The organism is Providencia manganoxydans (assembly GCF_016618195.1).
GTDB classification, from domain to species: Bacteria; Pseudomonadota; Gammaproteobacteria; order Enterobacterales; family Enterobacteriaceae; genus Providencia; species Providencia manganoxydans.
Window position 1 is genome coordinate 2016924 of record NZ_CP067099.1, and the last position, 20888, is coordinate 2037811.

Genomic DNA, 20888 nt, shown 5'->3' on the forward strand with positions numbered 1-20888 from the left:
CCAAGAACTGCGCCTGAAGTATGACGGCTAGAAACTATTTGAGCTAACTTATTTTATTAGGAGCTTTATTGTGAAAAAACTAATGTTATTTGCCTCATTATTAGTGGTTTCCATCTACTCCAGTTTTTCTTTTGGGGAAGTAAAAACGATTAATATTGGCTATCAAAAGGCGAATATTTTTGCATTATTAAAATATCGAGGCACATTAGAAAACGAATTTAAAAAACATGATGTCAATATTCGTTGGATTGAGTTTCCTGCTGGTCCACAAATGTTGGAAGGATTGAACGTTGGGAGTATTGATTTAGCGGCGACAGGGGATGCGCCACCAATATTTGCTCAAGCGGCACAAGCTGATTTTGTTTACTTAGGTCATTCCCCTGCTAATCCAAAATCAGAAGCAATAATCGTACCTAATGATTCATCAATAAAATCGATCAATGATTTAAAAGGGAAGCGAGTTGCATTAAATAAAGGCTCTGATGTGAATTATTTGCTGGTGGCTGCATTACAACATGCAGGGCTTAACTATAGGGATATTACCCCTGTTTATTTACCACCGTCAGATGCGAGAGCAGCCTTTGAAAAAGGGGTTGTCGATGCATGGGCGATTTGGGATCCTTTTTTGGCAGAAGTGGAAACTAATTTGCCGGTACACCAAATTGTTAACGGTGAAAATTTAGTTCCTCATTACACATTCTTCCTCGCTAGCCGTCATTTCGCTGAAAAAAGCCCTAAGTATGCAGAAGTCATCATTGAGCAGCTCGTCAAGCAAAGTGAATGGGCGAATACGCATCCACAAGAAACAGCGGAAATATTAGCGGTATCAACGGGTCTAGATAAAGCGATATGGTTAAAAGCATTACAACGTGCACAGTATGGATTTAAGCGTATGGATGATGAGACATTGGTAGGACAACAAAAAATTGCGGATATATTCACAAAAATAGGGCTCATTCCTAACGCCGTTGATGTTAAACAAGCACGATGGGTATCTGAGGTCAATTAATCTTATTAATAAAGAAAATTCAAGCATTGAGAGAGTTTGATGCATTAATAAGTCGCAAAATACTCAGTGATTAGCCTCAAAGCTGATTTGAAACAACAATTGTTCATACATTCTTTCTCATAATAGGGACATTAATATTAAGGGGATGATGTATGGACAAACTCTTAGAACGGTTCTTTGACTATACAGCTTTTGATACACAATCAAAACTAAACGCAAAAGTAATACCAAGTAGTACAGGGCAATTGAAGTTTGCTAGAGCCTTGGTGAAAGAATTGAAGGAATTAGGTTTCGATGATGTCGCGCTTTCAGAGCAAGGCTGTGTCACCGCATGTATACCTTCCAATGTTGATTGGGATGTACCAACGATAGGTTTCATTTCTCATCTTGATACTTCTCCTGATTTTTCAGGTAAAAATGTTGCCCCTCAAATTTTAGAAAATTATCGTGGTGGTGATATTGCATTAGGTATTGGTGATGAAGTGCTATCACCAGTGATGTTTCCCGTGTTACATGAAATGATTGGTAAAACACTGATCATGACCGATGGTAAAACATTACTGGGTGCTGATGATAAAGCCGGTATTGCGGAGATCATTACTGCATTTGTACGTCTAAAAGCTAACAAAATCCCTCATGGTAAACTTTGTCTGGCTTTTACCCCAGATGAAGAAATCGGGCGGGGTGCACGTTATGTCGACTTGAATATATTTGATGCACGTTGGGCATACACTGTTGATGGTGGTGGTGTTGGAGAATTAGAGTACGAAAACTTCAATGCAGCCAATGTGGCCATAAAAATTGTGGGTAACAATGTGCATCCGGGAACAGCTAAAGGTGTGATGGTGAACGCATTAGCGTTGGCGAACCGTATTCATGCAGAATTACCTAAAGATGAAACACCTGAGCACACTGACGGCTACGAAGGCTTTTATCATCTTAATTCCATGAAAGGTACAGTGGAAAAAGCGGAAATGAATTACATTATTCGCGATTTCGACAGCCAACGGTTTGAGGCTCGTAAGAAAAATATCATTCGTATTGCAGAAAAAGTAGGACAAGGCTTACACCCTAGTTGTTATATCGAACTGACAATTGATGATACTTATTACAATATGCATAAAGAGGTGATGAAGCACCCACATGTGATTAAAATCGCTCATCAGGCAATGAAAGAGTGTGGTATTGAACCCATCGTTAAACCAATACGTGGTGGTACAGATGGTGCACAATTATCTTACCGTGGATTACCGTGCCCAAATATTTTCACTGGTGGTTATAATTTTCATAGTAAACATGAGTTTATAACATTAGAGGGAATGGAACAGGCGGTTAGTGTGATCATGCGTATTGCTGAGTTAACAGCAGAAAATGCAAAAAATAATGAGTGATTATCCTTAGAGGATAAAACAATAAGCGAGGGAGCTATTCGTTATATTGCAAGTTGCAGGGGCTGAGGTAATGAGCCGTTGCCTCATTTGAGCCAGTTGCAGCCTTTCTATGCTGCTAAGCGACTCATTTAGTTGTCGCTTAGCAGCATCTTAAATTATTTAGAGGATAAACTGATCAACTAATCGTCAAAATACCAATAACCACTATTAATCAATGCCGTGATTAACGCAATAAAGTTGACATCATCAATAGCATCACCTAATCGTTGAGCATCCACTGAATCATAACGGCATAAGCTATCAGCAGCTTCATAGCAGATGGTTTCTAAACATTCACCATTGATAAAAAATTGATCACCAACACGCAGTGCTCTTAACCCATTGAGTTTGTACAGTGTTTCTTGCTGTTCTTTGAGTAAGTTATACACTTCATCTTGTTCATAAGGTGGCTCAGGAGGAGCTAAGTCTAACTCATGACGTGATTGTGAGATAAATTCGCCAAACCATTTGCGGAACAATTCAGGATCACTGATCAGAGACTCCATCATCTCACGCAATTTTATTTGTTCGCCTTGCAATATTTCAGCTGGATTGTCTCTAAATGATAAGTCAGGATCACTATAACGATAGCTACCAAGATCATTTGAAATCAGATAATCAGCAAAGCTGCTCATTAACTCGCGGGTATTAGGCGCACGGAAGCCAACTGAGTAGTTGAGTGATGGCTCAATCGCATAACCTTCGTGTGGGAACCCCGGTGGAATATAAAGAATATCGCCGGGCTCCATTTCTTCATCAATAATCGCATCAAAAGGTTGAACTTGAAGCAGATCAGGATGAGGGCAATGTTGCTTCATCGGGACTTTTTCACCAACACGCCAACGACGACGGCCTTCACCTTGAATAATAAAGACGTCATATTGGTCTAAATGAGGACCTACACCACCGCCCGGTACCGAATAGGAGATCATTAAGTCATCCATTCGCCAGTCAGATAACACTCGAAAAGGTTTCATTAATGCAGCACTTGGATGATGCCAATGGTCAACAGCCTGTACCAACACAGACCAGTTTTCTTCTCCTAAGTGGTCGTAGCTTTCGAATGGGCCATGCGCTACTTGCCATAAGCCGTCTTTATGGCTGACAAGGCGGCTATCGACTTCATCTTCCATTGCCAGTCCCGCAAGTTCATCCGGCGAGATAGGATCAATAAAACGTGTAAAACCATTTTTGATGAGTAAAGGGCGTTTCTGCCAATGACTGTCCAGAAAACTCTGCCAGTCAAGATTCAGTTTATAGTCCATCTTATTGTCCTGAGTTGTTATATTATTGACATAGTATACCTGAATTTCAGGCTAGAGCAGGCGATAAACCAGACTTATGATCACAGATTAACTGTCTTGATGAATGCTTTGCCTACGGAAAATGACCTCAACTTTAGCACCTCCGAGTGAGCTATCACTGATATTGATCTCTCCGTCGTATTGGTCAATAATTTCTACTGCAATAGATAATCCAAGGCCTTGCCCTGGCCTCAATGTATCGACACGTTGCCCTCGGACAAATATAAGATTACGCTGATTTTCGGGGACGCCGGGGCCATCATCATCCACGGTGATCGTTAGGCTATCGTTACCCACAATAGCTTTGACTTCAACAAACTCAAGGCAATATTTACAGGCATTTTCCATAATATTGCCCATTACTTCCATAAAATCATTGGGCTGGCCTAGCCAAGTGACTTCAGGTGAGATATCAACGGTAATAGAAACCCCTTTGTGCTGATACACTTTATGTAGTGCACTGGCTAGGCTATCTAACAAAGAGGGAACTGACGAAATTTCACGTAGCATCAGGTTTTTGTCACCTTGAGCGGAAGCCCGATGCAAATAATAGCCAACCTGCTGAGAAATACGACCTATCTGCTCAAGCATGATAGGCTCGGCTTGCTCAATCGTCATTTGTTTGCCTGTACGAAGAGAACGTAGCGTTGACTGTAGGACAGCGAGTGGGGTTTTTAAACTGTGCGTTAAGTCAGAAAGTGTGGTGCGATATTTACTATAGCGCTTACGTTCATTAGTGAGCAAATTATTTAAATTGCGAACTAACCCTCGTAATTCATAAGGGGGGTTTTCATCCATCATCTCACGTTCGCCTTTCTCAAGGCTACTGATTTGCGAAACTAGCGATTTAATCGGCCTCAAACTCCAATAAGCAGCGAGCCAGAGCAAAGGGATCACTAATATTAGGTTTGCAAGTAACACATAACCAAACCATTCCCAAACTAAACCGGTTTTTTGCAGATCTTGTGGTAGCGTATCCACGACCACGATAGTGAGTGGAGGAAGGTTTTCTGAACGTTCATATTGATTGACTGATACTGAGTGCGTTAGTGGCTCATCATCATTATTCATATCATCTAGCTTGCTATTGAACTCAGGATTGTCCTGCAATAATTGACGCGTTTCGCCGATATCAGTATCAATTTCGTATAACCCTTCTTTTTTTAGCCAATCGCGGCGGATCAGGTTTTCAACCGCAGGGACTTCACGTTGTCGCCAGAGAACTTGGCCATTTTCATTATAAATAATGATTAAAGAAGGATTATTGAGTGTGAAATTAGGGGGCACACGAATAGCAATTTTATCATTTTGCCATTGAGCTAGGCTGTAGATAAGGTTGCTCTGGCTACGCAGGAGCGTATAAGTCGTTTTATCGAAACTAATTAAATAACCTAATATTGCAACGATACCATAAGATAACGTTAAAGCTAGGATCACCGCTGAGGTGGCACACAAGAAGCGCGCCCTCAGTGATAAAGGCTTAAACTTAAATTTTTTTAGCCACATAATTAGCCGTTCACATCAAAACGATAACCTTGTCCACGAACCGTAACTATGACATCTTTAGCGTGAAACTGCTGTATTTTTTTGCGTAAACGCCCCATTAAGACATCAATAGTGTGACTTTCACGTAATTCAGCGTCAGGGTACAGCTGGCGCATTAACGAGTCTTTACTCACCACTTTGCTATTATTCCGTAGCAAGGTTTCTACGATGGTATATTCAAACGCAGTGAGTTTGACGGGTTCACCATTGACAGTAAATTCTTTCCTTGATAGGTCAATGACAAAGCCATCAAGTTCGAGTACCTGAGAAGCCAGTCCGCTATTTCTACGCATTAAGGCTTGCATACGAGCAACTAACTCTTCAAGGTGGAATGGCTTTGTCACATAATCATCAGCGCCGCTATTAAGGACTTGAACTTTTTCTTGCCAGCTTTCACGTGCAGTCAACACTAAAATAGGGATATTCACTTGAGCACTACGCCAGCGCTGGATCATCGATAAACCATCTTCATCAGGCAAACCAAGATCAACCATTGCAATATCAGGGCAGCTTTCACGTAGAAAGTAATCAGCTTCTTTAGCATCTTCAGCTGAATCCACTTGATGACCCAGTTCTTTAAGCTGGACAGTTAAATGGTGACGCAGCAGGGCATTGTCTTCAACGATAAGAATACGCATCTAAAACCTCACATTAAGAAGAAAAGATCACCCTATAATTGTAGAGCAGTCGCATTAGGTACCACTATGGTAAAAAGATAAGTGCTTCATAACAAGAGATTAAGTAAACCTAGGGCAAACAAAAGAAAAATAGATACGCTAAAAGAGAAGGTGGCCGGTAGAAATTGTCTACCTGCGATACGTCAAATTGCAGCACACCTTGGTTTAAGTGTGCTGCGTCAGCTCTTGCATCAGCCACATAACTATTTATGCTTCTGGCTATGTCTATGCTTTTAGTGAGCAGTTAGCCTAACTACAGCTTGAATTATATTAAGTGTATACGATGTCAGTTATTTTAATTCATCAATAAAAGATACCGCGTAACCAATATAATTTGCCGGTGTCATCGCTTTCAAACGTACTTTTTCGTCCTCTGGTAGCTCAAGCCCATCGATAAACTGTTTCATTCCTTCAGCAGTGACACGTTTACCTCGGGTTAACTCCTTCAGCTTTTCGTATGGCTTTTCAATACCATAACGACGCATCACCGTTTGAATTGGCTCAGCAAGAACTTCCCAGTTTTGATCTAACTCATCCAATAGATGCTGTTCATTCACTTCTAATTTGTTCAAACCTTTTAGCGTTGATTGATAGGCGATCAATGAATAGCCAAGACCGACACCAAGGTTACGCAGTACTGTTGAATCAGTAAGGTCACGCTGCCAACGAGAGACTGGTAGTTTACTGGCTAAATGGGCAAGTACAGCATTGGCAAGACCCAAGTTACCTTCTGAGTTTTCAAAATCAATAGGGTTGACTTTATGAGGCATGGTTGAAGAACCAATTTCACCTGCAATCGTTTTTTGTTTGAAGTGATTGAGTGCAACATAGCCCCAAATATCACGGTCAAAATCTAATAAGATAGTGTTGAAGCGTGCAACACAATCGAACAGTTCAGCAATGTAGTCATGCGGTTCAATTTGTGTTGTGAACGGGTTCCAAGTGATACCTAATGAAGTCACGAATGTTTCACTGAATTCATGCCAGTTAACTTCTGGGTATGCTGCAATATGTGCATTGTAGTTACCTACAGCACCATTAATTTTACCTAAAATCTCAATTTGTTCTAACTGGCGATATTGGCGCTCCATACGGTAAGCAACGTTAGCAAATTCTTTACCAATGGTTGATGGCGTTGCTGGTTGACCGTGAGTGCGTGAAAGCAGTGGCAGTGAACGATACTCGTGAGCCATTGTTGTCACTTTATCGATCATTTGACGCCATTGTGGCAATAACACTTCTTCTCGCGCTGTTTTCAACATCAGGGCATGGGAAAGGTTATTGATATCTTCAGAAGTACAGGCGAAATGGATAAATTCAGAGACGGCATGTAAGGCTGGAACTTGGGCTACTTTTTCTTTTAAAAAATACTCAACAGCTTTAACGTCATGATTGGTTGTGCGCTCAATTTCTTTGATACGCATCGCGTCTTTTTCACAGAAGTTTGCCACAATTTCATCAAGGTAAGCGTTTGCGTCAGCGTCAAATGATGGAACTTCTTTGATTTGAGCGGTTGCCGCCAGTTTTTGTAGCCAGCGAACTTCAACCTGTACGCGAAATTTCAGCAAGCCGAACTCACTAAAAATAGTGCGTAATGCGCTGACTTTATCACCGTAACGGCCGTCAATCGGGGATACAGCGGTCAGTGAGGATAATTCCATTGGTAGCAACTCCAGATTTTAAAGGTGAGACAGAATTTCTTTCGCCTGATTACTCAGACGGCTTCGAGAAAACATTAATTGTAAACGGCTTCCACCCACTTGCTGCCATAGGACCGCACTGCGAATACCAGATAGCAAGAGAGTTCTAACTTTTGCCTGTACCAGTGAGTTCTTTAAAATATCAGGAGAACCCGTTACTTGAATACGAGGACCTAGCGGGCTAACGACATCGACATAAATCCCTGCTAGCGCATTAAATACACCTTCAGACATAGGTTCAAAATAGCTGGCTTGGCGCTCAAATTGATCGATGCGCTGTCCTAGCTGATCCATTGCCTGTTGTTGTTTATTCAATCGACGTTCTAACACCATAATGCTTAGCATATATCGTGTCATTTCAGCGGATAGACCACCGCCATTATTACCGCCTGATAGCATGCCGAGTAGTGCGCCAAGCCCTGTTTTAAGATTAGCAGGGTTATTGCCATAGACATCAAGCGTTGAAGAGGGATTCATATTGGTTAAACTGCTGACCATGACTTCAGCGTCATGGTCATTGCAAATACCTTCTTGAGCAAGTTGTTGTACCATATAACTTGCTTGGCAGATGCCTGCGAGCGCAAGAGTGATATCGCGATAATTTTTAGCCACAATTACTCCTGAATACGAGATTCAATGATGCCGCCGCCAAGGCAAACTTCATCAAGGTAAAAGACTGCGGATTGCCCAGGCGTCACCGCGGCAACTGGGTAATCAAAAATGACTTCAATTTTACCATTATCAAGCGGGGTGACAGTACATGGAATGTCAGCTTGGCGATAGCGTGTTTTGACGACACAACGCATAGATTGTACGAGAGGTTGTCTATCTACCCAATCCAATTGCTGAGCTATCAAACCTGTTGACATTAAACGAGGATGTTCATGCCCTTGTGCAACAATAAGTTGATTTTTTTCGACATCTTTATCGACGACATACCAAGGGTCATCCGATCCGTCTTTTGTACCGCCAATCCCAAGACCTTTACGTTGCCCTAATGTGTGATACATCAAACCTTCGTGTTGACCGATGGTTTCACCTTCAACAGTAACAATAGGGCCGGGCTGTGCAGGTAGATAGCGGCCAAGGAAATCACGGAATTTACGTTCACCAATAAAGCAAATGCCAGTTGAGTCTTTTTTCTTGGCAGTGACTAAGCCGATTTCTTCGGCAATGCGTCGAACTTCTGGTTTTTCGAGTTCACCGACAGGGAATAAACTTTTGGCAATTTGTTCATAGCTGAGTGTATAAAGAAAATAGCTTTGATCTTTATTGCCATCTAGTCCACGAAGTAATTGGCTTTTGCCATCAACATCACGACGACGAACATAGTGGCCTGTTGCGATGTAATCAGCACCAAGATCTTCAGCGGCAAACTCAAGAAAGGCTTTAAATTTAATTTCTTTATTACAAAGAATATCAGGGTTTGGTGTACGGCCTGCTTTATATTCAGATAAAAAGTGTTCAAACACATTATCCCAATATTCAGCCGCAAAATTGATAGTATGAAGTTCAATACCTAATTTATCGCAAACGGCTTGTGCATCAGCTAAATCTGTTGCCGCAGAGCAATATTCTTCATCGTCATCTTCTTCCCAGTTTTTCATGAACAGACCAACAACCTGATACCCTTGCTGCTGGAGCAAATAAGCTGAAACGGAGGAGTCAACACCACCGGACATACCGACGATGACTTTTTTTTGGCTGTTATCTGACATGGAATACTCTCACTGCGGAAAAATTAAGCCCCATACTTTACCATGTTGTGTCCTTATTACGCCAGCACTAGCGGGGAATATTATGGGGCTTGTTGTTAAATCATCCAGTGACCTGATGAGTGCCGTATATCAGCTTACTTTACATATAGCACATATAGCATTACTGATAGTGCTCACCAAAGGCATTGAGTACCTCTAATGGGTAAGTCACACCTTCAAGGAAAGTATGGATACTTTGTGCAACGAGAGGCGAGCGTAAGCAATCACTACTTAAAATATCTTGTGCGGTAACCCAGTGGCAGCCGCTGATATCACTGTCTTGTGGGTGTGTCTCACAAATCTCTGGCAGTTCTAAAGAGAATAAAAAGCGAATAAATGGCGTTTTATCGGGTGCTATCCATTGGTGTATTTTAATCAGCTTTTCAGGTTTGCCTCGGATCCCTGTTTCTTCGAACAATTCACGTTCAGCTGCGGCAAGCAGGCTTTCATCTGCTTCTAAATGACCAGCAGGTTGATTCCATGTAGGCTTACCATTGACCCATTCTTCTACGACTAAAAACTTATCTTTGGCGTGCACAATTGTTGCAACAGTCACGTGAGGTCTAAACAAGAGTGATCTCCTTCCATTTTCCGGGAGCTAAATCGTTGAGTGTATATTCACCAACCTGATAACGAATCAATCGTAACGTGGGAAAACCTATATTAGCAGTCATGCGCCTAACTTGACGGTTTCTCCCCTCCTTTAATGTGATCTTTAGCCAATGGGTTGGAATATTTTTTCGTTCGCGTATCGGCGGAGTTCGTGGCCATAACCAATCCGGCTCTTCAACCAGTTCGACACCCGCAGGGAGAGTAGGGCCATCATTGAGTATCAGCCCGTGACGAAATTTGGCTAGAGAGGCTTCATCGGGGATACCTTCTACTTGGGCATAGTAGATTTTATTGGTGTTTTTTTGGGGTTGAGTCAAACGTGCTTGTAATTTGCCATCATTGGTCAAGATGAGTAACCCTTCGCTATCACGATCTAACCGGCCAGCAGCATAAACATCAGCAATTGGAATATATTTTTTTAGGGTGTCTCGGCCTTGCTCATCGGTAAACTGCGGTAAAACGTCAAAAGGTTTATTGAATAAGATCACTTTACGTACGAGAGGTGATAATGGTTGTCGAGCACGGTTTGAGGGCAATTTAGCACCAAACTTTGACGTTGTTTTTTTGTTTGCTAGTGGCTTAGTTTTACGCTTGGCTATCGACATGAGTACTCATTTTAAGTAATTAGCTTGAATTCCAAATTTGATGGCTAGGTAAGAGTAAATGCACAAAGCAAAATAACCTAGTTGTTATAGTGTAGTTGAATTTTAATTAAATTGACATATGTCTTTTATTCAAGGGTAGGGTAGGATATCGGTGATATTACGGAGCTTAAGTCGATTGTTAAGCCCCATAAAATGATTAATTCAACACCATGTCACATTATATGACATCTTCTTGAATTAGTTGGTTCTAGATTGATATTTTTGTCACAGTTAGGTGGAAGTAATGTATATCTGATTATTTTATTAACAGTATTAAATATACTATACGCATTGTGTTTATTTCTTTAATAATAATGATTTTAATGACGGTTAAGTTAACAAAGTGAAATTCTAGTAATCTTATATATTAATTATCTAATTTAAAAATAGGCTAAAGCTGATAGTTACTAAATGAATAAAAAACATTAAGAACATTAAGTACTTTATTTTCATAAAGTGGATATAATTTATATTATAAATTAAGTAATTAACAATGTTTATGTGAGCAAATCGAATTTTTAAGAATATTTTTCCAGCTAAACTACGAATAGTTTTGCGAAATTTTTTGATTTTTCAATCATGAGGATTTTTTGCTGATCACTGTTTTATATGGAGTACGACAGAGTTTTAATCTTAACTAACTGATTTTAAGGTTTATTATTTTGAATGCACTCGACGTGATGGCATTTGATTAGTACGTTTAATGCGATCGACATTAAACCTAGAGCGACTAACCATTGGCGTTAGAGAAAGATTGAAGTAGTATTGACAGGTCTCTTACAAAAAATTAACAAGCAAATGCGCAAGTGAAAGGAGAGGTTAATGGAAAGCAAAGTAGTAGTTCCGGCAGAAGGCGCTAAGATTACCATTGATGCCAAAGGCAAACTGAATGTTCCGAACAATCCTGTTATTCCGTATATCGAAGGTGATGGGATTGGTGTTGACGTAACACCAGCAATGCTGAAAGTGGTTGATGCGGCAGTTAAAAAAGCCTATAACGGCGAGCGCAAAATTTCCTGGATGGAAATCTATACCGGCGAAAAATCTACTCAAATTTATGGTAAAGATGTTTGGTTACCGCAAGAAACTCTCGATTTAATCCGTGATTACCGTGTTTCAATTAAAGGCCCTCTGACAACCCCAGTTGGTGGTGGTATTCGTTCTTTGAACGTTGCACTGCGTCAACAACTTGATCTCTACATCTGTTTACGTCCTGTTCGTTACTACAAAGGTACACCAAGCCCAGTTAAACAACCTGAGCTGACTGATATGGTGATCTTCCGTGAAAACTCTGAAGATATCTATGCAGGAATCGAGTGGAAAGCGGGCAGTACTGAAGCAGACAAAGTCATCAATTTCTTAAAAAATGAAATGGGTGTTACCAAAATTCGTTTCCCAGAAAACTGCGGTATTGGTATTAAACCTTGCTCAGAAGAAGGGACAAAACGTTTGGTTCGCGCAGCAATTGAGTATGCTATCGATAATGGCCGTGATTCAGTAACTCTGGTTCACAAAGGTAACATTATGAAGTTTACTGAAGGTGCTTTCAAAGATTGGGGCTATCAGCTTGCTCTAGAAGAGTTTGGTGGTGAACTACTAGATGGCGGCCCATGGGTTAAAATTAAGAATCCAAAAACTGGCAAAGATATTATTGTTAAAGATGTTATTGCCGATGCATTCTTACAACAAATCTTACTGCGCCCAGCGGAGTATGATGTTATCGCGTGTATGAATCTAAATGGTGACTATATTTCTGATGCACTAGCGGCACAAGTTGGTGGTATTGGTATCGCACCAGGTGCGAATATTGGTTCAGAGTGCGCACTATTCGAAGCAACTCACGGAACTGCACCAAAATATGCAGGTCAAGATAAAGTAAACCCAGGTTCAATCATTCTGTCTGCTGAAATGATGTTGCGCCATATGGGCTGGACTGAAGCGGCTGACCTAATCGTTAAAGGTATGGAAGGCGCAATCGAAGCTAAGACGGTAACTTATGACTTCGAACGTCTGATGGATGGTGCTAAACTACTGAAATGCAGCGAGTTCGGTGACGCAATCATCAAACACATGTAATTTATTATTATGTAATTAATTATATTGTGTAATTAATAGCGGGAACTTAATAGTTCCCGTTTTTTATTATCGCATTAAAAGGGTTGATTCTTGTAGATTACAGCGTTCAATCTTTCCTAATGGCAACTTAATTAATTATCCAACTTTATGGGGGCTGGTTTTAGTGTAGCTTTTTTCGCATATCCTCCCGTAAATTACACTCAACATGTTTCATTACTGCCATGATATTGTCATTGGTTAAGTGATATTGGTACTAATACAGTGAATCTCAAATGAAAAGAGAGCGATCCTCAAACAGTCCTATTGCGTTAATTTGTTAAAATTTAACTTAGGTTCAATAAACCAGTGGATGGTTGGACTAAAAGCTAATAAAAGTGCGATGCTAATAGTTGATAGCGTTAATAATATTATTATTAATAGGCTATATTCCACATGAAAATAAGCGAAAACTTGTAAAAAAATAAAACAAATAATAGGATGGATCAAATACACACCTAAAGCGTTATTTGATACTTTTGCATATTTATCCGTTGATAAAGCGAAATATATAATGCTAGAACCTAAAGCTATACTTATAAAGAACTTTAAAATATAAATAATAAAAAAAGATGATGGCGAATCAATATTAGTCATAGTTATAACTAATCTATTGATGTCATTTTCATAATAGAGTGCGGCTATGGCTAAAACTGTAATGATTAAAATTGTAAAATAAGAGTTTTTTCTAAGCGAAGCTATATTTTCATCATTAATAAAATAGGCAATTATAAAGAATGGAAAATATAAAATAATAGAAAAAAAGCTTGATAGCTTCATTAGATAGTTGCTTGCTAAATAAGCAGAAATCAATGATGCGACTAAAATACAAAATAAAGCGAAACTATTAGATTTTAATTTTGGTGATAATAATAAAAAAAAGGCTTGCCAAATTGGGGTGGCTAAAAAAAACCATACTCCATTTTGAGGCTCAAGGAGATAAATTTTTAAACTTAATTCCCCTGAAAAATATAATGGAATTGCATCAATGGTTTGAAATGTTACGTAAATTATAAGGGATGAAAGTAAACTAAGCCTCAAAGACTTCCACGTCGTATTCTTGGTAACGAATGCAACTATGAATACAAACATAGGAATTAATGTTAAGTCGAAAATACTAATAAGAAGCGAGACTTTGTTTTTATCGGCTAAATTTAAGTAGAAATTAAAAACAATAAGAGAGCTCAACATGAGCTTCAAGGTGGGCCAATATGGTTGGGTAATATTATTTGACTCAGGCTCGATCTTTTGTTTCATGTGCACGCTCTGTATAGAAATTAGCTTATTGTACCGTATTGATATACTTATTTGAAATGAATTTAATCGAGGGTAAGACTGTAACTTTTGCCTTTAAACGTCTGATGAAATGTAGCGAATTCGGTGATGCAATCATCAAACATCTGTAATTTATAACAGGCGCTTTTTAAGCGCCCGTTATTTGTTATAAATATTGAAATAATAAAACTAACAATCTGTTTTGGTTGAATATAAGAGGCTAAGACATGTCCCCTGATAGTAAGTCTGCATAACGAGTTTTAAATTCCCAATTATAAGCTACACCACTGACATTTTTGCCGTTGTCCCAATTTACCGACCATGTCATCAGGCCTTTAATCGATAAACCTTTAGCATCGAGACGAGAGAAAGCATTATAAACAGCTTGTTTATCGACAACATAGCCACTGCCAGCGGCATCTTTGTTAGCGGGTAATCCAATAACAAATTTAGAAGGGGGGATCTTTATAAAGTTACGAGTACCTGTAACTAAGCTTTCAGTCAGAAAATAAAGAAAATTTTCTTTCACAGAATCATTATTTTGAGCTATCCAAGCACCACTGCCATTTCCGGTATCATCTACCCATATGCCATCACCACCCTGATTATAATATTGAGGTGCAATAAAATCATAATAGCCTTCAAGTGCAGTAATATAATCTGAGTAAGCACCGTTGAGGCCTAAATGAGGGAATTCAGGTGCCATACTAATGATAAAATTTTTACCTTCGGTTTTATAATGTGCTTTCACAATTTTCAAGGCAGCAGGTAAAACGGTTTTATTATTAACAGCGTTGATAGCAGCTTGTTCTAAATCAATATCTAAGCCATCAAAGCCATAAGTATCAACTAAACGAATAATCTCATTCGCTAAATTATTTTCATCACCTGTCTTCAGTTCTATATGTGCATCAGCGCCTCCCAAAGAAATGAGTACAGCACGCCCTTGGCTATTTAGAACTCCGACTTGACGCCGAAATTCGGTATCAGTTAGCGTGTAAGGCTTGAAAGTAGGGATGCCTGCTCCTTTCATAAAGGCAACTACGACGACGTTATACTCCGTTGGAATATCGGTCAGGTTCATAGCCGCGGAAGAACCTTGTTGATAGCCATCGTTAGTACCAGCAGCCCAATTATGCCAATAGCCAACTAAAATTTTTTTATTCGATATATCGGGCATGAGAGATGCGTCATCTATGACTTGTGAACTGGTAGTATTATCGGAGCTCATAATAACCTCACTATATTGTAATTTAATTTATTCAATACGCCACCATGACCAACGATTGGCAGGACGTAAATATATAATGTAGATTTTTATTAAGGCTAGGATGAAACCTTTTCTTATTAATCGTAAATAAAATTCATGCTAACCAGCAATGGTTTTTATTTTTTTATTAGTGAGAGGAGGTTTATTGATGCTATTTAGAATAATATTTAAATGTACAATCTATTTTAGTGATAAGTTAAGATCCTCATCTGGTTTTTCCTCATAGTAATGATGGATTATTATGAGCTACCTATTGACTGATGGTAAGTTAAATTTTAATGAAATACATAGGAATATACGATATTAACGCTTTAATATAAGATTTTTTTGGTTTTATATTAATTAGTTAAGTAAATATAATAACACGAAGGTAAAGATATGGCTAAGAGAGATTTTAATGTAAATATTACCTCAACGGATGATTTTAAAATTATATGCAAAGCTCGTAATTTTTCTTATTACCTTGATGCGCCTTCAATCATGGGAGGTACTGATTCAGGAATGACCCCAGTCGAATCATTACTTGCTGCTATAGGTGCCTGTCAGTGTCTTGTAACGAAATTTTTTGCTGTACAAAAAGGGATTGTTCTAAAGGATGTAAAAGTGGATATGATTGGTGAATTTGATGGTGATAGATTACTAGGGATAAATGAAAAATCCGAGCTTGGTTTTTCAAAAATAATTTCAAAATTTCATATAAAAGCTGAAAATAGTGAGAGTGAAATAAAAGAGTTTATTGATTTTGTAGTGCATAATTCGCCTGTTAATGATTCAATAAAACCATCAATTAACCTATTGACCGAAGTTTATGTGTTATAGGAAATTTTTTCATTACATAAGTTAAGCTATTTGATTTAAGAAGTAACCCTATGAAACAAATAGGAAATAAGTAACTATTTAGGGGATGGTGTTGTACACGTGGTCACTCAATGTTTTTTTGACTGCTAATTGTACTTTTATTTATACAAATAATCACAAAATAGCCATAAATAGAATTTATTGTTGTTTTATGCAATGTTTTTATTAGGCACTTGAAATATTGGTCAAATAGTAAGATATCCAGTAAAAGAGATAATTAATAAGAGGAAAATCTAATGAGTAATTTGACATTAGTTCAGCGAGCATTAGTTAGTGTATTAGGGAATGATATAGGTAATCTTAGCGCTATTGAACAATATTTCTCACCCGATTATATTCAAATTGTTGATGGAAAAAAAATTGATTATACAGAGTTTGTAGCGCATCTTAATGCATTAAAGAATGCTGTTGAGAGCATTTCTATTACAATAAAATCGATTGCTGAAGGTGATGGGTGTGTACATACCCAGCATATTGCTTGTGCTAAAAAGAAAAATGGAGAAATCAGTGAATTCGAAGTTTTTGCTTGTTTCCATCTTTCAAACAATAAAATTGTTCGCTGTGAAGAGCTAACGCGTATGATTAATGGCAAAAAAGCAGATGAAGATCTCGGCTCCCGAATTTGAATATTCATTGTAGGTAAAAGTTAAGGCTATATATTTATAGCCTTCTATACTCGTCATACTTCAAGTTGCAATTTTGTTGACTACGTTCATTCGCACCAGTCACGTACTTATGTACGCTCCTAGTGATTCATGCACTTGTCGCACCAGTACATACTATTTAATAAATATAAGCTGATAATTTTAAAAATATACCGGATAAATGAGGGGAGGTATTGTATATATTCAATTAACATATATAAAACATGACATTGCTCATGTATGGAATATTTATGATATTTAGAATGGTGATTTATTTTATTTTGCTGTTATGGAGTGGTTTTACATTCTCAAATAATAGCGCTGTATTTCGTTATGTTAATATATACACTTCAAACTATACTAATAATGCTAGTATCTATTCTAATGGTACTATGCAGGCTAAAATAATAATTGATTATGAACTGAGTGAAGATTATCTTATTCAAGATGTTAAACTATTAAAATATGAAGGGGGTGAATTAAGTAATTTTAAGTTTTTCGAGAACGAAAATAATTATCCACATGAGATTGAAAGTTTAAAATCTTCAGGGGTAGTACTATTAGCCAGATCTGATAAACAGTATCAAAATTTTTATTTAGCGACAAGCAGTACTGGGGTAACACGAATTTGTGCTAAATTGAGTGCGCTTAATACGCGAAATAGCCAAATAGAATACTATTCAACGTGTAATAATTCCGATAAACAATCTTATGTTACTCTCCGTGCGTTACAACCAAAACGATATACAATCAATGATTTTACAGTTATCTCGGAAGAGATTGATTGGTATGATGGGTTCATGCGTTTTAAAACATATGAGCTTATACCTAAAGGTTGGCTGCTAAGTCGAGTGATATCTAATGGTTCATCCATTGAGGTGTATAATTCATCGCAAGTTGCCACCCATCAATTAAGTCATTTTTTCCAATATATGGACGTGGATTCATCTTTAACACTTTATCGGCATATAAATAAAAATCAGCAAGATATGTATGTGCCTGCGTGGGCATTAGCACCTCATAAAGAGGTGGAAAAATTATCAGACAAATATAAGTTTCAAGTGAATACAAATAATAAGATTAATCTAGTTAGGAGCTATGGTTTTAAGATTAAAGATAAAAATGGTGACTATGGTATCTTAGCCAAAAATCCTCAGTATGGTCAAGATATTAGATATATTACATTTTATGATAATTATGGAAATGAAGGTATCATTTATGTAAAAAGAGTTAATGATATAGATAAAATTTATGGTGGTAACCTAGAGAATATGGATTATGGTTTTTATTAATATCATTGAAGTCTAAGAGTGATGAAATTGCTAATCATCACTCTTAGATGGTTATAGAGGGTAATTTAATACTAAACCAACACCGACTTCTTTAATAGATGAAAATTTGGATAAGTGAATTTTAGCGGCTAAATCAGTACAGTGGCATGGATGAATATGATCAACATCGAGTTGGCTGAAGTATTCACCTGTTTGATTGAGAATTTCATCAGACGCATTTTGTAGGTGGAATCCACCAATCACAGTGACAACTTTATTTGTATTAGTGACTTGCTTAGCGTACTCAATAATATTACAAATTCCTGCGTGTGAGCAGCCGGTCACGATGATAATTCCTGCTGAAGTTTTAATGACTAGGGCACTATCATCCCATACATAATCATCTATAGTTTGATTGTTTGCATCTACCGTTGAACCAATAGGTTCTTTGCCTTCAAAATGGTTGTTTCGTGGAATTTGGCCTAAAAAGATAATATTCTCGGTAAGAGAATAGGGTTCAACAGTTTGCTTACTGTCAAAATAAGCATCTAACACGTCTTTAGGAATATTAGCACCAATAACTTTTGAGCCAAAACATTTTGGTAATAGTGCATCTGGGTGATAAATTAAGTCAATTTTCTTCTGAAAACAGCAGTTTCTTCTATCATAGTGCTGTATGAGATGATTTAGCCCCCATGTATGATCATTATGTCCATGCGATAAAGCTAAATCAGTAATCTGAGATAAATCGATATTAAGTGTGTGTGCATTATCGATAAAGATATTGGAATATCCCGTATCAAATAGGATTTTACGCCCATCGGCTTCAATATAGTAACTAACGCCTGGCTCACCGCAAAAGTAGCTATCGATAAGAGTGTTGTTATCAACAAGAACGGCTATTTTTATTGTCATTTTTTACTTATTATGCATAGTTAGTGGGTAGAGGATGACAGTTATAGCAGATTTGATTCAATAATAGGTAATAAAAATGCTTTACTCCAAGACTAAGCAACTAAGAAATAGCTGCTTAGCGATATAAAATATTTATTATTGTTGAGTTTTTTGTTCTGGTTGTGGTGATCCACAAGGTTTAATATGAAATATTTCGATAATTTCTTCTAATAAGTCAGATTGTGCTTTCAAAGATTGTAAAGAGCCTTGTAATTCTCTTGTCATAGTCGCATTAGCTTGTGTGGTATTATCCAGCTCATTAATCGCTAAATGTATTTGCCCAACACCATAAGTTTGCTCATGTGAAGCGAGAGAAATATTCTGGATTTTTTCGTTGATATTAGAGGTACTCTTGGCAATTGATACAATATTGTCATTAGCATCAGCTGCGAGTTGAAAACAATGGTGTATTTTCTCATTCGAGTTATCGATTAGCGTTTTAATTTCTTTAGAGGCTTGGTTGCAACTCATAGAAAGCTCACGAACCTCATTGGCGACAACAGCAAATCCTTTGCCGTGTTCACCAACACGTGCCGCCTCCACGGCAGCATTCAACGCCAATAAATTTGTCTGAAAAGCAATATTGTCTATAGTAGAGGTGATTTTGCTAATTTCTTTTGAAAAATCAACGATATCATCCATATTCTCGACAACATCTGAGATCAGTTCATTACTTTTATCAATGGTAACTCCTGTTTCAACCATTAGTTGGCAAGATTCGTGGGTATGAGCACTATTAAGTTTGAAAGAAGAATCTAATTCTTCGATACTCGCTGCTGTTTCTACAATCGCAGCGGCTTGCTGATCTGCGCGAATTGACAGGTCTTGATTCATTTGAGTAATGTCGTTTAATTCATTTTTGATGTTGTGTGTATTGGAGTAAATATTTTGAACGATCTCGATTAGCTTATTTTGCATATTAGAAACATGCTGTTTGAGTGATTTAATTTCTGCTAGCCCTTTATTATCAAAATGATGATAAAGAATACCTTGGCTTACTTTTTCGATGCCATCGATAACCTGATTTAAAGGTCGTACAAATAAATATTGTAAAATAAAGCGAACTAACAGAGTAATAAAGGTAAGAGTAATAATAACCGCAATAATACCGATAATGCTTTGTTTATATAACTGTTCGCTAGCAGCAGAAATTTGATGATAGCTTTGGTTTAATTGTTGGTGATAGTAGTTAAGATTCAGTTCGAAGGTATCTTGAAATTTTTGAGTAGGTTGATTCAGAAAATCGTAGGTCTTTCCTTGCACCAAAAAACTTGAAAGTTCCATTAATGCTGCTTGTAACTCGGTATAGCTTTGAGCTAACTCACTAAATAATAATTCACTTTTATTTTGTGATAGTTGAGCGAAATTTTTCCATTGCAAATCAGCCCAATCAATTTTTTCGTGGAACTGTTTAATCAAACTATCTATGTCAGTATTTGCAGTTTGCATTTTATTAATGACTAGCAAATGCCGAGAACTGGCACGATTTAAGGTATTACGTGCCTGTAATAGTGATTGCCATGTTTCGTTCAAAGCTGATTGTTCTTGGTATATGGCATCCAGTTTACCAAGGGTTGTTTGGTAGTTTTTGAGGTAACTAAAGAATAACCAGCATGAAGAGAGTAATAATACAATCAATAATCCAGATAAAAGCCAAACTAGAGTTGTTGTTTTAAGACCCGAAGACCGGAAAAGCGATAATTTAAATTTTTGTGATATATCGGACATCATTTATTATTTCCTTTCATACTGTCGGTAACATGTTTATAACATGCATAAGTAAACCACTTATTAGATATAAGGTAATAACTAGCTAAATCAGATAG

The 20888-nt window shown here is 37.8% G+C and carries 17 protein-coding genes and 2 pseudogenes; 7 read left to right on the top strand and 12 right to left on the bottom strand.

All coding sequences use genetic code 11. From position 1 onward, the window contains the following. Positions 1–82 precede the first annotated feature (82 nt). The gene (locus JI723_RS08945) at positions 83–1009 is read left to right on the top strand and encodes a sulfonate ABC transporter substrate-binding protein (protein WP_272580114.1); all 927 of its coding nucleotides are present in this window, start codon (positions 83–85) and stop codon (positions 1007–1009) included. A gap of 152 nt (positions 1010–1161) precedes the next feature. Next, complete coding sequence (pepT, locus tag JI723_RS08950) at positions 1162–2400, top strand: peptidase T (protein WP_272580038.1); 1239 nt, start codon at positions 1162–1164, stop codon at positions 2398–2400. 179 nt (positions 2401–2579) lie between these two features. On the opposite strand, the gene JI723_RS08955 is transcribed toward pepT, so the two are convergent. The 8 genes from JI723_RS08955 to rluE all read right to left on the bottom strand — a co-directional run bounded on the left by JI723_RS08955 (position 2580) and on the right by rluE (position 10639). Further along, positions 2580–3704, bottom strand: a complete 1125-nt coding sequence (locus JI723_RS08955; protein WP_140178383.1) for a ribosomal protein uL16 3-hydroxylase — start codon at positions 3702–3704, stop codon at positions 2580–2582. Positions 3705–3791: 87 nt separating this feature from the next. Then, positions 3792–5249, bottom strand: coding sequence for a two-component system sensor histidine kinase PhoQ (phoQ, locus tag JI723_RS08960; RefSeq protein WP_272580039.1), 1458 nt, complete (start codon positions 5247–5249; stop codon positions 3792–3794). Positions 5250–5251: 2 nt separating this feature from the next. Continuing rightward, a complete protein-coding gene (phoP, locus tag JI723_RS08965; protein ID WP_070927091.1) occupies positions 5252–5926 on the bottom strand; it encodes a two-component system response regulator PhoP in 675 nt (224 codons plus the stop codon). Between the two features lie 329 nt (positions 5927–6255). Next, positions 6256–7626: an adenylosuccinate lyase gene (purB, locus tag JI723_RS08970; RefSeq protein WP_070927089.1), complete on the bottom strand. Its 1371-nt coding sequence runs from the start codon at positions 7624–7626 to the stop codon at positions 6256–6258. Positions 7627–7644: 18 nt separating this feature from the next. Beyond that, on the bottom strand, positions 7645–8277 hold the full coding sequence (gene hflD / locus JI723_RS08975) for a high frequency lysogenization protein HflD (protein ID WP_070927087.1): 633 nt from the start codon (positions 8275–8277) through the stop codon (positions 7645–7647). A 2-nt stretch (positions 8278–8279) separates the two neighbouring features. Then, on the bottom strand, positions 8280–9383 hold the full coding sequence (gene mnmA, locus JI723_RS08980) for a tRNA 2-thiouridine(34) synthase MnmA (RefSeq protein WP_070927085.1): 1104 nt from the start codon (positions 9381–9383) through the stop codon (positions 8280–8282). Positions 9384–9543: 160 nt separating this feature from the next. Next, a complete protein-coding gene (locus JI723_RS08985) occupies positions 9544–9993 on the bottom strand; it encodes an NUDIX domain-containing protein (RefSeq protein WP_070927082.1) in 450 nt (149 codons plus the stop codon). After that, entirely contained in the window at positions 9986–10639 is a 654-nt protein-coding gene (gene rluE, locus JI723_RS08990; protein ID WP_272580041.1) for a 23S rRNA pseudouridine(2457) synthase RluE, read from the bottom strand. The genes JI723_RS08985 and rluE overlap by 8 nt, the downstream gene beginning before the upstream one ends. A gap of 861 nt (positions 10640–11500) precedes the next feature. On the opposite strand from rluE, the gene icd reads away from it, so the two are divergent. Further along, positions 11501–12754 (top strand): NADP-dependent isocitrate dehydrogenase, encoded by a 1254-nt coding sequence (icd, locus tag JI723_RS08995; protein WP_070927078.1) that lies wholly within the window; start codon positions 11501–11503, stop codon positions 12752–12754. Positions 12755–13054: 300 nt separating this feature from the next. Here icd and JI723_RS09000 read toward each other — a convergent pair whose 3' ends face one another. Next, positions 13055–14047, bottom strand: a complete 993-nt coding sequence (locus JI723_RS09000) for an acetyltransferase (protein WP_272580042.1) — start codon at positions 14045–14047, stop codon at positions 13055–13057. 65 nt (positions 14048–14112) lie between these two features. On the opposite strand from JI723_RS09000, the pseudogene JI723_RS19905 reads away from it, so the two are divergent. After that, positions 14113–14196 (top strand): annotated as a pseudogene (locus JI723_RS19905) (hypothetical protein); the annotation flags it as partial. 92 nt (positions 14197–14288) lie between these two features. Here the strand turns inward: JI723_RS19905 and JI723_RS09005 are convergent. Then, positions 14289–15296, bottom strand: a pseudogene (locus tag JI723_RS09005) (chitinase); the annotation flags it as partial. Positions 15297–15713: 417 nt separating this feature from the next. On the opposite strand from JI723_RS09005, the gene JI723_RS09010 reads away from it, so the two are divergent. The 3 genes from JI723_RS09010 to JI723_RS09020 all read left to right on the top strand — a co-directional run bounded on the left by JI723_RS09010 (position 15714) and on the right by JI723_RS09020 (position 18129). Further along, entirely contained in the window at positions 15714–16154 is a 441-nt protein-coding gene (locus tag JI723_RS09010; protein WP_337979931.1) for an OsmC family protein, read from the top strand. 275 nt (positions 16155–16429) lie between these two features. Next, positions 16430–16819 (top strand): nuclear transport factor 2 family protein, encoded by a 390-nt coding sequence (locus JI723_RS09015; protein ID WP_272580044.1) that lies wholly within the window; start codon positions 16430–16432, stop codon positions 16817–16819. A gap of 269 nt (positions 16820–17088) precedes the next feature. After that, positions 17089–18129: a hypothetical protein gene (locus JI723_RS09020; RefSeq protein WP_272580045.1), complete on the top strand. Its 1041-nt coding sequence runs from the start codon at positions 17089–17091 to the stop codon at positions 18127–18129. Positions 18130–18180: 51 nt separating this feature from the next. On the opposite strand, the gene JI723_RS09025 is transcribed toward JI723_RS09020, so the two are convergent. Continuing rightward, on the bottom strand, positions 18181–19023 hold the full coding sequence (locus JI723_RS09025) for an MBL fold metallo-hydrolase (protein WP_272580046.1): 843 nt from the start codon (positions 19021–19023) through the stop codon (positions 18181–18183). Between the two features lie 135 nt (positions 19024–19158). Further along, complete coding sequence (locus JI723_RS09030; RefSeq protein WP_272580047.1) at positions 19159–20793, bottom strand: methyl-accepting chemotaxis protein; 1635 nt, start codon at positions 20791–20793, stop codon at positions 19159–19161. Positions 20794–20888: the final 95 nt, after the last annotated feature.